This is a genomic window from Flavobacterium sp. LPB0248, from assembly GCF_013388355.1.
In the GTDB taxonomy this organism is placed as follows: Bacteria; Bacteroidota; Bacteroidia; order Flavobacteriales; family Flavobacteriaceae; genus Flavobacterium.
Map to the genome: position 1 here is coordinate 3,612,027 of NZ_CP058246.1, position 15,070 is coordinate 3,627,096.

The window sequence follows — 15,070 nt, forward strand, 5'->3', positions numbered from 1 at the left end:
TGACATTGCTTTCTCCTTTATTTGTAAAAAGAATACCCTGTGAAGGATCGCAACTAGTTAAAGTGATTGCACAAAAAAGAAATAATGTAAAATATAGTTTTCTCATACTTGATATCAAGATAATTGATTTTAGAAAACTAAGATAAAATTTATTTCACTGTAAAGATGCTTTTCTAAATGAACTTAATTCACTTATATGGTAAAAGGAAAAATTAATAATTCAAGTTCATTCCAAATCCAATTCCCATATCGCTGTCATAATGTGTTGTAATTCCTATGTTTCGGGTTACAATGTATTTTAGCCCAGCCATATATTCTTTATCGGTATTCCACATTAAATTCATTCGAAGCCTTTGAGATAACGGAATATCTTTTCGCTCAAACTGTAAACGAACATTTCCATCGGTAAAGACTTCGACTTGCGCTTTTATGAGCATTGGTAAAGTATATTCAGCACCTAAACTGAAAACTGAACGATTGTCTTTAGTGTTTTTCTGTCCAAAAAGATTCTGTTCCTGTTCGTCTATTCCCATTTTTCGGTATCGCCAGTCAAAACCAATAAAAGGCATTAACCACTGATTTTTACCAATATATCTTCCAATGTGAGTTTCTGTTTCGTAACCATGTTTGTCATTATAACCCAATCTCCATTCGGTTCCAATACTCCATCTGGTATTGCTAAACATTGCTTCACCATCATTTCCGTTAGTAGCAAAATCATTTTCTGCTCTAAAATGAAACATTCTATCATCCATTTTTAGCATTTTAAAGGCCATTTCAGGATGGTGAATTAATGGATTTGGTGCTGAATTTTCATAACTAAAAATACGTCCCATTCCAGCCATCATGTGATATAATATATGACAATGAAAAAACCAGTCGCCATCAGCATTTGCCTGAAACTCGATCGTATCGGTTTCCATTGGCATAATGTCAATTACATTTTTAAGTGGAGAATAATCTCCGTGTTCATTTAAAATTCTAAAATCATGTCCATGTAAATGCATTGGGTGGCGCATCATCGAACCATTGTATAAAACGATACGAACGTTTTCTCCTTTTTTAATTAAAATTTTATCCGTTTCGGAAACTACTTTATTATCCAAACTCCAGACATAACGATTCATATTTCCAGAAAGCGTAAAACGCAATTCTTTAACAGGAGCATCTTTTGGAAGATTGGTTTTAAATGGAGATTTCAGCATTCCGTAATTTAAAGTCACAATTTCTGAAGTTTCAGTACTGTCACTTTCCATTTTCATACCTTCCATATTATGATTAGAATGATCCATTTTAGGTTTTGAATTTTCATCTTCGCCTGAAATTTCTGGATACATTACGGCGTTCATGTCCATTTTGTTCAAAGACATATTCATACCCATATCGTTCATTTCGCCGTTTATTTTCATCATATCGTTCATCATTTTCATGCCTTCAAAATATTTTAATTTCGAAAGATGATGAACAGGCTGTTTTTCTCCACTTCCTAAAAACAAAGACGCAGATCCCGTTCTGTCTTCAGCTGTAGCTAAAAAAGCAAAAGATTTATGGTCTTCTGGAACAGTAACGACAACATCATAAGTTTCAGAAACGGCAATAATCAAACGATCCACTTCTACTGGTTCGACATCATTTCCGTCACTTGCAACAACGGTGATTTTGCCTCCGCCGTAAGTCAGCCAGAAATAACTGGAAGCACCTCCGTTGGCAATTCGCAATCTAACTTTTGAGCCAGGTTTGAGATCTGAAAATTGTTGTTCATTTTTACCATTAAGCAGAAATTTTTCATAATAAACATCGCTGACATCCATTGCGTTCATTCGTTTCCATTCGTTGGTTACTTTGGTCGAAAAATGTCCTTGTTTGATAGCCTCGGCATAACTTTGTGTTGTTCCTTTTTTAATTGCAAACCAATCATTGGCATTGTGCAGCATTCGCTGAATATTCTCTGGTTTTAGATCGGACCATTCACTTAAAATAACTGGAATAGTTGGCAAATCGTCAATACCTTTTCTAATACTTGGATCGTCTTTTTTCTTGTTGATGATAAAAAGTCCGTATAAACCAATTTGTTCCTGTAGACCCGAATGACTGTGATACCAATAAGTTCCATTCTGAATAATCGGAAAAGTATATTTATGAGTTGTTCCAGGCTCAATTGGCATTTGAGTCAGATACGGAACACCATCTTCTTTATTGGGCAGAAATAATCCGTGCCAGTGCATCGAAGTGCTTTCTTTTTTGAGTTCATTATGCACGTAGATTTCTGCAATATCACCTTCAGTAAAAGTCAAAGTCGGCATCGGAATTTGTCCGTTTACCACAATTGCACGTTTTTCTTTACCCGAAAAATTGACAATCGTATCGCGAACATGCAAATCATAACGCACTACTTTTTGTGCCTTTAGCTGAAAAGCAATTAAAAAAAGGATAAGGATATATTTGATTTTCATCATGATTATAATTTTAAATCAATTGAGTACAATTTAATTTTGTTAAGCTCCAGCGGAGCTAAATATTTATAGAAATTCAATTACGTTGATGTAAAAGAGCTCCGGCGGAGCGAAATATAAGCTCAATAAAAAAAAGGTGTCGCTCCCTTGGAGCTTTACTGTCGATACTAATATTATTTCTATAAATATTTCGCTTCTCCGAAGCGTATTTTTTTTCTGTTTTTTTTCACACAGCGCCATTTAAATTAGTGAAACGCCTTTAACCACATTCCGTATAGTTATCGGGGATGTTTCTATATGTTTAAAATGATTAAACTCCAACTTATAATTTTAGATTTCTCAATCGTAAAGCATTTACGATTACGGATACAGAACTTAAACTCATTGCTACTGCAGCCAACATCGGCGAAAGCAAGATTCCTAAAAACGGATATAAAATTCCTGCTGCAATTGGAACGCCCAAAGTATTATAAATGAAGGCAAAGAATAAATTCTGTTTAATATTTGACATTACAGCGTGGCTGAGGTTTTTAGCTTTTACAATTCCGTTTAAATCGCCTTTAACCAAAGTAATTTTAGCGCTTTCGATTGCAACATCAGTTCCTGTTCCCATAGCAATTCCGATGTTAGATTGTGCTAAAGCAGGCGCATCGTTGATTCCGTCTCCCGCCATGGCAACAATTTTTCCTTGAGCTTGAAGACGTTCAATTTCTTTTAATTTATCGTGTGGAAGACAATCTGCTTTAAATGAACTCAAATGCAAATGTTCGGCAACTGCTTTTGCGGTGTTATGATTATCTCCCGTCATCATGATAACCTCAACGCCTTGATCGATTAATTCTTTGATCGCTTTTGCACTGTTTTCTTTAATGGCATCAGTAATGGCAACATAACCTAAAACAACATTTTCAATTGCGATGTACGAAATAGTTTTTCCTAAATTTTGTTCAGCAGTTACTTTTTGTTCTAAATCACTAGAAACAGAAACGCCGATTTCTTTCATTAATTTTTTATTTCCTAAAGCTACTTTTTTGTTTTCGATCGTTCCTAAAACTCCTTTTCCAGCAATAGTTTCAAAACCTTGAACTTCTTTTAAAGCACTATTTTTTGCTTTCGCAAAATTAACCACAGCTTGTGCTAGTGGATGTTCACTATGTTGATTTAGCGAAGCAATATTTTGAAGCAGAAAATCTTCCTCATTAGTAATCGAATAGACTTTTTCTACAGATGGTTTTCCTTCTGTGATGGTTCCTGTTTTGTCGGTGATTAAAACATCAATTTTATTCATGTTTTCTAGAGCTTCGGCATTTTTGATTAAGATTCCGTTTTGTGCTCCTTTACCAACCCCAACCATAACCGACATGGGAGTTGCCAACCCAAGCGCACAAGGACAGGCAATAATTAAAACAGCAATAGCATTAATTAATCCGTAGACATAAGCAGGTTCAGGACCGAATTTCGCCCAAGCAAAAAAAGTTAAAACCGAAATAATAACAACGGTTGGAACAAAATATTTAGAAACACGATCGGCTAATTTCTGAATCGGAGCGCGAGATCTGCTAGCGTCATTTACCATTTGGATAATCTGCGAAAGCATCGTTTCTGAACCAACTTTTTCAGCAATCATAACAAATGATTTTGTTCCATTTATTGTTCCAGAAATTACAGCATCGCCTGTTTTTTTATCAACAGGAATAGGTTCTCCGGTTATCATCGATTCATCGATACTGCTTTCGCCAGTAGTTATTTTTCCGTCAACGGGAATTTTTTCTCCTGGTTTTACACGAAGTAAATCGCCCTTTTTAATGTTATGAATAGAAATTACTTTATCAATTCCGTTTTCAATTAAAGTCGCCTCAGTTGGCGCTAATTTTAATAGTTCTTTTATGGCTCCATTAGTTTGTCCGTGCGCTTTGGCTTCCAATAATTGTCCTAATAAAACTAAGGTGATAATTACGGTTGCGGCTTCAAAATACAAATGAATGGTTCCGTGATGCGATTTGAATTCGGATGGAAAAATATCAGGAAAAAACATTCCGACAATACTGAAAAGGAAAGCAACACTAGTTCCTATTCCAATTAAAGTAAACATATTTAAATTCCATGTCACAATGGATTTGTATGCACGAACAAAAAACATCCATCCTGCATAAAACAATACTGGAAGCGAAAATAGAAATTGAACCCAATTCCATTTTTCGATAGACATTATATTGTAAAGCGGATTATTCGGAATCATTTCTGACATTGAAATAATGAAAATAGGAAGTGTAAACAAAATCGCAATTTTCATTTTCTTCAATAAATCTAAATAGGTTTTGTTTTCCTCACTTTCAGAAGCTTGCATTGGAACTAAATCCATTCCGCAAATCGGACAGTCGCCAGGTTCGTTCGAAACAATTTCTGGATGCATGGGACACGTAAATTGTGTCGCAGTTATGGCAACTTGAGGCACTAAATCCATTCCGCAAACCGGACAATCTCCAGGTTTGTTGTACGTTTTGTCACCTTCGCAATGCATTGGGCAATAATAAACGCCATTTGCACTATGCACATGTACTTTTTTAGTTTCTGTTTTATGATGGTCGTGATTGTGACCGTTATGTTCTTTTTTATGACCAGAACAGCAAGATTTAACGGCTGTTTCTCCATGGTTTTTAGGAGAATCCATTTCGATAGTATAATTTCCTGCAGCAGACAAAACTTCTTGAAATTTTTCTGTCGGCACATGTTTGTCCATTGTGATCGTAGCAGTCGGCGGATTTAGAATTACTTCTGCCTGAACCCCTTCAACTTCATTTAAAGTTTTTTCTACTTTTTTGCGGCATCCGTCGCAAGACATCCCTGAAATTATATATTGATGAGTCATTGTATTGGTTTTTAAGTATTACAACGCAAATTTCTGAACTATCTGTGAGTTTGATTTGTAGAATTTTGGGAATGATTTGTAAGATTTACTAAATGCTGTTTTTTAACGCAGAGAGCGCAAAGAATTTACGCAAAGAGCACTAAGTTTTGTTTGTTTAAAGATTAGAGAGTTCTCAAAGCTTTGCGCATAAAAAGTTAGCCACAGATTAAAAAGATTAACACAGATTTTTAAAAATCCTTCTAATCCCTTTAATCTGTGGCTAAAAAACTTTGCGAACTTCGCGTAAACCTTAGCGTCTTTGCGGTTAAAAAAAGCTACAAATTCTCGATCTGAATACGCTTATTATCTTTCAATTGTTTAAATGAAGTAGGAGTGTAGCCTGTAATTTTTTTGAATTGATTGCTCAAATGCGCTACATTACTGTAATTTAGAATATCGGCAATTTCGCTTAATGAAAGCTCATTATAAATCAATAATTCTTTTACTTTTTCGATTTTCTGATTGATAAAATACTTTTCGATTGTTGTGTTTTCGATTTCAGAAAATAAGTTGCTTAACGAATTATAATCTTGATTTAAGTTTTCTGCGAGATATTCTGATAGGTTGATTTTTAAATCATTGTTTTTATGATGAACCAAATCTACAATCAGGTTTTTTATTCTTTCGACTGTTTTCGTTTTTTTATCATCGAGTAGATCAAAACCCAGAGATTGCAGGTTTTTTAATAAAATTTCTTTTTGCAAATCGTTGATTTCTTCCTGTAGTTCAACTTCTCCTAATTCTACAGAAATAGGTTGAAGTCCGAGTTTTTCGAACTCAGACTTCACTACCATTTTGCATCGGCTGCACACCATATTTTTGATGTAAAGCTTCATATTTATTTGATCGTTTCTACCACATTTCCGCAAGTCAGCATCGAAGAACCGTAATAAGGGTTTTTAACTGCTTTTTCTTTGCTTAACCAATCTGCGTCTGCCATTGGGCAATATTGTTTATAGATTGGCTCTTCTGGACTAGAAACTTTTATAAGATCGTAAGTGCTTTTAGATAATGATTTAAAAGTCTCACGCTGTTTTTTAAGATCTGTTGTAGTTGAAATGCTTTTGGCATCTGCAGTTAATTTTTTTACCACTTTCATCCAAACAGTATGTTCGTTGCTTTTTAATTTGTCCATTTTTACGGCAGTAATGGCAGTCAATAAAGTTGCAGCTTTTGCCGAAGTTAATTTGCTGTCACTTTTGATAAGCGCATCTTTTACCGAAAAATAAGCATCATAAACAGATTGCAGCTGACTTGCATCTGCGATTTCTGTTGTTTCTGATTCAGCTCTTAATGTATTTGCCTGAATATTATTTGCACTAAAAAATACTGTTAGTGCAGTTGCTAAAGCTATAATTGATTTTTTCATTGTATATATTATTTGATTAAAGGATTTTAAATTTCCTTTAAAGTTAATTAAAAATTCGTTTCAATAAGACCCAATATGGGCTGTCACCAATTCAATAATTATATTTTAGGCTTAAGCCAGATAGAAGTGAATCCTGAAGAAATATCGGATTCGTTATAAGAGGAAATTGTGTTTTTTAAAGAAAAATTGAATACATCGTTTTGTAAATTAAAATTATTTGAATCTAAAATAACAAATTGAAGTACAGAGGTATTGCAACTAGAATGACGGCATTTGCCATCGCAATCTTGTTTTTCTTTTTTAGAAGTCTTCTTTTCACAGCACTTTTTAGAGCAACTGTCAGTTTCTTTTGAAATTTCTGTATGATGCTCCATGTTGCATGCATAACTAACACCGGGATTCAAGAAGAAACTCAGCGTTAGGAAAAGCATTATTATGTGGACTTTTTTGGTCAAAGAAATTGTTTTATGAATACAAATTTAGTTAAAAATATTCGCAGAAATTATTTTTTAAGATTTCGATAACTAGAGTTTTTTGAAATCGGTTGGTTTCATGTTTCTGCGTTTTTTAAAATAGTTGGTCAAATGACTTTCATCTGTGAAGCCAAACTCGTAGGCAATTTGTTTAATGGGCAATTGATTATTGTGAAATCTCTTTTCGATTAAAGTCATTCTTAAATTATGAATGTATTCGCGATAACTAATGCTGAAAGTTCTTTTAAAATAAGCACTAAAATACGTTTGAGCAATATTAAAATGTTCTGCAATTACTTTTATCTGAACCAGTTTTGGCTGATAAATATTTTGATGTATGTAATTGGCAATTTGTTCATTATCCAAATGTTTCGATGTCATCTGTAGATTCATACATCGAATGGTTTCTTTAATAAGTCCAAAAATCGAAAGAATCTGATAGAATACAATTGGAGAATTGGTAACATCAATATACTCTCCATATTTTGTAATGTTCTCGACAGTATTTTTTAGGATAGTTTTGCAAGGCTCATCAAATTTTAAAACCGTTTCTTTTAAAATTTTATCGCGCATAAAACTTTCAGGTGTATGAATCAAGAATTCGTCACAGGTTAAGTTTTGTTTTGAATTAAAATAATTATCTGTGAATTTGATAAAAATAAAACGAGTACTTTTTTTAATGTCGAAGTAATGTTCGTCATCAGGAGAAATTACAAATAGATCGCCTGCTTTATAATGAAGGAGATTATTATTTATGTGATGAATGCCGCTTCCTTTCTTGATATAGATGATTTCGTAATAGGTATGCGTATGTGGAGGAAGATGAAATTTTTCTTCTTCAAACTCATCCAGAACAAGCGTTTTAAACTGATTTAATTTAGGTATAACTTAATTATACAATTTTATATCACAAATATACAATTTTTAATTCGCTTAATGGTCTTAATTTTGCCTCGTAGAAATCTATTCCTTTCTACATTAAATCAAAATGAAAAAAAGTCTTATTGCACTCTCTTTAGGAGGGTTAACTATTGGAATTACAGAATTTGTAATGATGGGATTACTCCCAGATATTGCTTCAGATATGAAAGTTTCAATTCCTGTTGCTGGATATTTAATTTCGTCTTATGCACTTGGAGTTGTTATTGGAGCACCTTTATTAGTAATCGCAGGAAGAAATTATGCGCCAAAAAAAATGCTTTTGATTTTGGCTTTAATGCTGGCAGTTTTTAATGCATTATCAATTATAGCTCCTGATTATAATGTTCTATTTGCTTCTCGATTTTTATCTGGATTGCCGCACGGAGCATTCTTTGGAGTGGGAGCGGTAGTCGCAAGCCGTTTGGCAGACAAAGGAAAAGAAGCGCAGGCAATTTCTATAATGTTTGCTGGTTTGACTATTGCTAATTTAATTGGTGTGCCAATTGGAACTTATATTGGACACCACTTTATTTGGCGTTATACTTTTGTATTAATTGCTATTGTAGGTTTGTTGACATTTTTGGCTATTTATATGTGGATGCCAAATCTCGAGAAAGGAGAAAGCGTGAATATGAAAACGCAGCTTCAGTTTTTTAAGAAAACAGAAGCTTGGTTAATTATCGGAATTACAGCAATTGGTTTCGGAGGTTTATTTGCTTGGATTAGTTATATCGCACCTCTTTTGATTAATGTTTCTAAGTTTTCGCCAGAAGATGTTTCTTCTATCTTGATTTTAGCAGGATTAGGAATGGTAGTCGGTAATTTCGTCGGTGGTAAATTGGCAGATCGTTTTTCGCCAGCGCCAACAACGTTGGCTCTACTGCTTGTTATGTCAACTGATTTGATTTTGGTTTATTTCTTCTCATTCAATCAATATGCTTCTTTATTTCTAACTTTCTTAACCGGTGCCATTTCATTCTCTGTAATTGCGCCAATTCAGATGTTGATGATTAGAACTGCAAAAGGAGCAGAGATGATTGCTTCGGCATCTCTTCAAGGAAGTTTTAATATTGGTAATGCTTTAGGTGCTTTTCTAGGCGGTTTACCTTTAGCGGCAGGATTTAGTTATTCTTCTCCTAATCTTATTGGAGTTGTAATGTCGGTTATCGGAATGATCATTACATTCATATTGATGAGGTTACATCAAAAGCAAGTTCAGGTACAAGCTATCTGATTTTAAAATATTCAATTTTCTTAGCCCTTAACTTTTGTTTAAGGGCTTTTTTTGTGCTTATAAAGACGCAAACTTATAGTCAAAATTACTTTTTCCTTCATTTTGTCGACTTCATTTATAGGTAAAATCATTGTAAATTTTAAAATATAAATGAAATCACGCTATTTTTTTTGGCTTGATTTTAACTTTTTAAGTGTAAAAATAACACCTAATAATTTCGTAATAGTTATTGATGTAATCGATTGTTTTTTTTATAAAAATCGAATCAAATGCACGAATAATAAAAATATATTTAATATTTTATCTTAAGATAAATTAGATATGTCATAGAAAAAGTCGATATATTTTTTAATATGTAATTTTTTTTATGAAATTTTTATGAAATTTTATTTTTCGTTTTAAAAAAATATCTATGTTTGTGTAATCGATTACAACTTCATTTTTAATCTTCGAAATCGATTAAGTTATATGATGGAAAACAGAGCAGGAATAAAGCTTTGGGGGAGAGGTGAATAAATTACTATTAAATAAAAACCACAAATATTAACTATAAAATGAATTGAAAGTAACCACAAAAAACCACTTAAACCAAAAAGAAAAAACTTTTAATAACTTAAACAATCAACCATGAACTTTAAAGAACTATTAAACAAAGGAGCAAATTTTTGCTTTAAACTTGTTTTCTTACTGTGCTTATTGATCGGTAGTCAAGTACACGCTCAGGGCACAACGATAGAGGGAACCGTGAAGGATGCCGCGGGACTTTCTCTTCCTGGGGTAAACGTCTTAGAAAAAGGAACTAAGAACGGAACTTCTACCGATTTTGACGGGCATTATAAAATAAAACTAACCAACCCAAAAGCCGTATTGAGTTTTTCTTTTATTGGGTTTCAAAGCATTAATATTTCTGCAGAAGGAAAGACTAAAGTAAATGCAACACTAGTAGAAGATTCGAATAACTTAAATGAAGTTGTTGTAATCGGATATGGAACAGCTAAGAAATCTGATTTAACAGGTGCTGTGTCAACTATTTCAGGAGCTGATTTGAAAAAAGTACCAGTGGCTAACGTTGCTGAAGCTTTAACAGGTCGTATAGCGGGTGTGCAGGTAACTGCAGCAGAAGGTTCTCCAGATGCTGATATTAGAATTAGAGTTCGTGGAGGTGGTTCGCTTACTCAAGATGCTTCGCCTTTAATCATTGTAGATGGATTCCCTATCAATAATATGAATGATATTTCTTCTTCTGACATTGATACAATGACCGTTTTAAAAGATGCTGCTTCAACTGCAATTTATGGATCACGTGGTGCAAATGGGGTAATTCTTATTACAACAAAAAAAGGGAAAGACGGAAAAATGGCCGTGAACTTTAATATGTTCTACGGTATGAAGACGATGGCAAAAGATATTGATGTTTTGTCACCTGAAGATTATACTAAATGGCAATATGAATATGCTTTGCTTTCTCAAAGTGGAACAAAAGTAGCTTCTGATCCAGATTCATACACTAAGTATTTTGGAAATTGGCAAGATCACGATATGTACAAGGGATTGAAGGGAGATGATTGGCAAAAACAGATTTTTGGACGTAGAGGTGAGGTACAAAGCCGTGATTTAGGAATTAGAGGAGGAACAGATAAGCTTAATTACAATTTTAATTATGCTCATTACGATGAAAAGGCAATTATGATTGGCTCAAACTACAAAAGAAACAACTTAGCCTTAGCTTTAAAAAGTAAGTTAAACGACAAGATCGATGTTGGTTTCACGATGCGTTACTCAGATACAGAGATTGATGGTGGTGGTGTAAATGAACAAAACGAAAAATCTTCAACAGATTCTCGTATGCGTACGATTGTGGGTTATGCGCCACTTCCTGTGTCAGGTTTGACTTCAGATGATACTGCAGGAGATGGATCTGATGTATTGATTAATCCTTTTAAATCTGTTTCAGATAATGATCGTCAGCAATTGCGTAAGAACTTTAATATGTTAGGAAGTTTCGGATGGCAGATTGTAGATAATTTAAAGTTGAATGTAGATTTAGGTGTAGATAATTTTAATACCCAAGACTACCGTTTTTACGGACTAACTACGTATTATGTGGCTAATGCACCATTAGCTACAATGCAGAATATGCCTGCAATGATTATGGCAGATACTAAAGACAGACGTTTCAGAAATGCTAATACGCTGACTTACGATTTCAAAAAATTAATGGGAGATGACCATCATTTGAATGTTCTTGTTGGAGAAGAAAGTATTGAATACAATTCAAATACTGTAACTAGCACTATTCATGGATATCCAAAGTTCTTTGATTTTGATCAGGCAAAAAAATTGACTACACAAGGAACTCCACAATCTGTAGACAATTACTATAACCCAGATGATAAATTATTATCATTCTTCGGGCGTGCAAATTACGACTACAAAAATCGTTATATCCTTTCTGCTACATTCCGTGCCGACGGATCTAGTAAATTTTTAGCGGAGAATCGTTGGGGGTATTTCCCAGCTTTTGCAGCAGGATGGAAAATGTCAGAAGAAAGCTGGTTAAAAAATCAAAGCTGGTTAAGTCTTTTGAAACTAAGAGCAAGTTATGGTGAAGCAGGAAACAATAATATTCCTGTGGGGCAGCAAATTCAAATTTTTCAATCTACAGCAACATCATGGATCAATGGCGTTACTAGTGTTTGGGCACCTTCAAAAACAATGCCTAATCCAGATTTGAAATGGGAGACAACAGTAACTCAGAATTTTGGTTTAGATTTCGCATTCTTCAAAAATCGCTTAAGTGGTAATTTCGATGTCTATAAAAATGTTACAAGCGACTTATTAATTAATTTCCCAGTTGCTGGATCTGGATATGATTTCCAATATCGTAACATGGGAGAAACACAAAACACAGGTTTTGAAGCAACTTTAAATGTTGTGGCAATTGAAAAAGCTAAATACGGATTGAATTTTTCATTCAATATGGGAATAAACAAAAATCGTATTAATTCATTAGGTACTATGAATGATTTTGGACAGGCAACAGGTTGGGCTTCTTCACAAATTGGAGATGATTACCTTATCGCAGTTGGTGGTTCATTAGGTAGTATGTATGGTTATAGAAATGATGGAAGATACGAAGTTTCAGACTTTGATTATGTTGGAGGGAAATATGTCCTAAAAAGCGGAGTAGTTAACACTTCAACTTCTTTGGTAGGAGACGGAAGTTCTCTTAAACCAGGAGACATGAAATTGAAAGATGTTAATGGAGATGGTAAAGTAGATATTAACGATAAAACAGTTATTGGAAATGTTAATCCTAAAAGCTATGGTGGTTTTATAATCAACGGGAATGCTTATGGATTTGATTTAATGGCAGCTTTTAACTGGAGTATTGGTAATGATGTTTATAATGCCGATAAAATTGAGTTTTCAACAGCTACTGCTTCAGGAAAATATAAAAACTTAAATTCTACTATGGCTGATGGAAAAAGATGGACAAATCTAGATCCTGCTACAGGTCAATTAGTAACAGATCCTACAGCATTGGCAGATCTTAATGCTAATACAACTATGTGGTCTCCATATATGAGAAGCGCAATATTTACAGATTGGGCAGTTGAAGATGCATCATTCTTAAGATTGAATACCCTAACATTAGGATATACAATGCCTGAGATGTTTACCTCTAAACTTGCAATTTCTAAATTGAGATTTTATTTGACAGCAAGTAATGTTTTTGTTTGGACTAACTATTCTGGTTCTGATCCAGAGGTTTCAACAAAAAGAAAAACTCCACTTACTCCTGGAGTTGATTCGAGTCCATATCCAAGAAGCAGACAAATGATTTTTGGAATGAATCTTAATTTCTAATTTAAAAGACAACACAAAATGAAACATAAAATAATAATAGCGGGATTGATTATTTCGGGTCTATTTAGTTCTTGCCAGCAATTTGAAGATGACTATTTAGATGCGCCTGCACAATCAACATTAGATGCTTCTGTGATTTTCTCTACAGCGGGACTTGCAAAAGGAGCTATTGACGGAATAAAAGTGCCATTTGCTGAGACGAACTCTTATAGAGGAAGATTTTTACCTTACTATGGATTAAATACAGATGTGGAATGGTATAACACTTCGCAAACAGCAGGAGATAAATCAGATTTATGTGTGTACGATGCGAAGCCAAGTAATACCGAGATGAATACAACTAATAATGCCTATGCCATGATGTATTCTGGTATTGAACGCGCAAATGTTTGTATTCAAGGAATACGCCAATATGGAAATCCATTGCCTGGAACAGAAATGGGGCAACTATTAGGAGAAGCTTTAACCCTAAGAGCTATTTACTATGCCGATTTACTAAAATCGTGGGGTGATGTTCCTGCTCGTTTTGAACCTATTACAAGTGCTACTTTATATCTGGCTAAATCAAACAGAGATATTATTTATAAGCAATTAATTGCAGATTTAGGAGAGGCATCAACATTGGTGGCATGGCCTAATGAAACAGCTTATACAAGCACTGTAGAACATGTAAACAAGACTTTTGTAAAAGCATTCAGAGCTCGTTTGGCTTTAGCGGCAAGTGGTTACCAGCAATATCCTGACGGAGTAAGAAGAAGCAGTGATCCAGAACTTTCAGTTGCTAATATGTATGCATTGGCTTTAAAAGAATCTCGTGAAGTAATTCAAAGTGGTTCTGCTCATTTAGAATCTACTTTTGAAGGATTATGGAGAAAATACAACGAAGAAAATACTGCTGCTGGAGGAGAGTCTCTTTGGGAACTTCCTTTTTCTGATGGACGTGGTAGAATGTTATTTACGTTTGCAGTAAAACACACTGCAGCTTTAGATCAATTTCAAGCAAATGGTGCTAACCGTGGTGGAGTAGCAGGACCATTACCATTTATTTTCTATGATTACGATCAAGCCGATGCTCGTAGAAATGTTACTTGTGTACCTTATAAATATGGTGCTGCAGTTAATGGTATCGCAAAACAAGAGTTAGGAACTTTAGACACATGGTATTTTGGTAAATATCGTTACGAATGGATGAAACGTTATGTGACCTCTACTAATGATGATGGAGTAAATAAAATGTATATGCGTTATGCCGAAGTATTGCTTATTGCTGCTGAAACAGCAAACGAGCTGGAAGGACCAAGTGCAGCGATGTCATATTTAAAGGAAGTTCGCAGAAGATCATTCTCTTCTGCTGATCAGGCTGTGAAAGTTGAAAATTATGTAAATGCTTTAACCAGTAAAGAAGCAATGTTTAATGCTCTTGTTGAAGAAAATAAATTTGAATTTACGGGAGAAATGGAACGTAAACAAGCGCTTATTCGCTGGAATTTGCTTAAGACAAATCTAGATAAGGCAAAGCAAAAAATGGCAAATTTATCAGCTCGTACAGGAGAGTATGCTGATGTGCCAGCAACGCTATACTACAAATATCAAGCAGATAATGTAAGTTTAGATATTTATGGGCTAAATAGAGGAGAAAATGTAAATCCGGGTGCAGCCTATTCATCTACGACATGGACTTGGACAGGAACATCTGCAGATGCTAAGATAGCTTCATTATATAAGGTGGGAGTAAATCCTGATAACAGACAATTCTGGCCAATATGGCAAGTGTTTATTGACGGAAGTAATGGTCAGTTAAAAAATGATTACGGTTATTAAAATCTTTCAAAAAATTAATAA

8 protein-coding genes and 1 pseudogene are annotated in these 15,070 nt (G+C 34.2%); 3 read left to right on the forward strand and 6 right to left on the reverse strand.

Annotated elements, in window-relative coordinates:
* Positions 1–212 precede the first annotated feature (212 nt).
* The 6 genes and pseudogenes from LPB248_RS15310 to LPB248_RS17110 all read right to left on the reverse strand — a co-directional run.
* Positions 213–2,453, reverse strand: a complete 2,241-nt coding sequence (locus LPB248_RS15310; RefSeq protein WP_177212554.1) for a multicopper oxidase family protein — start codon at positions 2,451–2,453, stop codon at positions 213–215.
* Positions 2,454–2,775: 322 nt separating this feature from the next.
* Positions 2,776–5,322, reverse strand: a complete 2,547-nt coding sequence (locus LPB248_RS15315; protein ID WP_177212200.1) for a heavy metal translocating P-type ATPase — start codon at positions 5,320–5,322, stop codon at positions 2,776–2,778.
* A gap of 314 nt (positions 5,323–5,636) precedes the next feature.
* Positions 5,637–6,197: a helix-turn-helix domain-containing protein gene (locus LPB248_RS15320; RefSeq protein WP_177212201.1), complete on the reverse strand. Its 561-nt coding sequence runs from the start codon at positions 6,195–6,197 to the stop codon at positions 5,637–5,639.
* Between the two features lie 2 nt (positions 6,198–6,199).
* Positions 6,200–6,730 (reverse strand): DUF3347 domain-containing protein, encoded by a 531-nt coding sequence (locus tag LPB248_RS15325; protein ID WP_177212202.1) that lies wholly within the window; start codon positions 6,728–6,730, stop codon positions 6,200–6,202.
* Positions 6,731–7,254: 524 nt separating this feature from the next.
* Positions 7,255–7,776, reverse strand: coding sequence for a helix-turn-helix domain-containing protein (locus tag LPB248_RS17105; RefSeq protein ID WP_255462954.1), 522 nt, complete (start codon positions 7,774–7,776; stop codon positions 7,255–7,257).
* A gap of 111 nt (positions 7,777–7,887) precedes the next feature.
* Positions 7,888–8,088: pseudogene (locus LPB248_RS17110) on the reverse strand (AraC family ligand binding domain-containing protein); the annotation flags it as partial.
* 103 nt (positions 8,089–8,191) lie between these two features.
* Between LPB248_RS17110 and LPB248_RS15335 the strand changes: the two are divergent.
* From LPB248_RS15335 to LPB248_RS15345, 3 genes are all read left to right on the forward strand, one after another.
* Positions 8,192–9,358, forward strand: coding sequence for an MFS transporter (locus LPB248_RS15335; RefSeq protein WP_177212203.1), 1,167 nt, complete (start codon positions 8,192–8,194; stop codon positions 9,356–9,358).
* Positions 9,359–9,985: 627 nt separating this feature from the next.
* Positions 9,986–13,228 (forward strand): SusC/RagA family TonB-linked outer membrane protein, encoded by a 3,243-nt coding sequence (locus LPB248_RS15340; RefSeq protein WP_177212204.1) that lies wholly within the window; start codon positions 9,986–9,988, stop codon positions 13,226–13,228.
* Positions 13,229–13,246: 18 nt separating this feature from the next.
* A complete protein-coding gene (locus LPB248_RS15345; RefSeq protein ID WP_177212205.1) occupies positions 13,247–15,049 on the forward strand; it encodes a RagB/SusD family nutrient uptake outer membrane protein in 1,803 nt (600 codons plus the stop codon).
* Positions 15,050–15,070 lie beyond the last annotated feature (21 nt).

Bases quoted from the DNA above. Each gene is read 5' to 3' on its own strand.
- LPB248_RS17105 (WP_255462954.1), bottom strand. From the start codon at position 7,776: ATGCGCGATAAAATTTTAAAAGAAACGGTTTTAAAATTTGATGAGCCT.
- LPB248_RS15325 (WP_177212202.1), bottom strand. From the start codon at position 6,730: ATGAAAAAATCAATTATAGCTTTAGCAACTGCACTAACAGTATTTTTT.
- LPB248_RS15335 (WP_177212203.1), top strand. From the start codon at position 8,192: ATGAAAAAAAGTCTTATTGCACTCTCTTTAGGAGGGTTAACTATTGGA.
- LPB248_RS15310 (WP_177212554.1), bottom strand. From the start codon at position 2,453: ATGAAAATCAAATATATCCTTATCCTTTTTTTAATTGCTTTTCAGCTA.
- LPB248_RS15340 (WP_177212204.1), top strand. From the start codon at position 9,986: ATGAACTTTAAAGAACTATTAAACAAAGGAGCAAATTTTTGCTTTAAA.
- LPB248_RS15345 (WP_177212205.1), top strand. From the start codon at position 13,247: ATGAAACATAAAATAATAATAGCGGGATTGATTATTTCGGGTCTATTT.
- LPB248_RS15315 (WP_177212200.1), bottom strand. From the start codon at position 5,322: ATGACTCATCAATATATAATTTCAGGGATGTCTTGCGACGGATGCCGC.
- LPB248_RS15320 (WP_177212201.1), bottom strand. From the start codon at position 6,197: ATGAAGCTTTACATCAAAAATATGGTGTGCAGCCGATGCAAAATGGTA.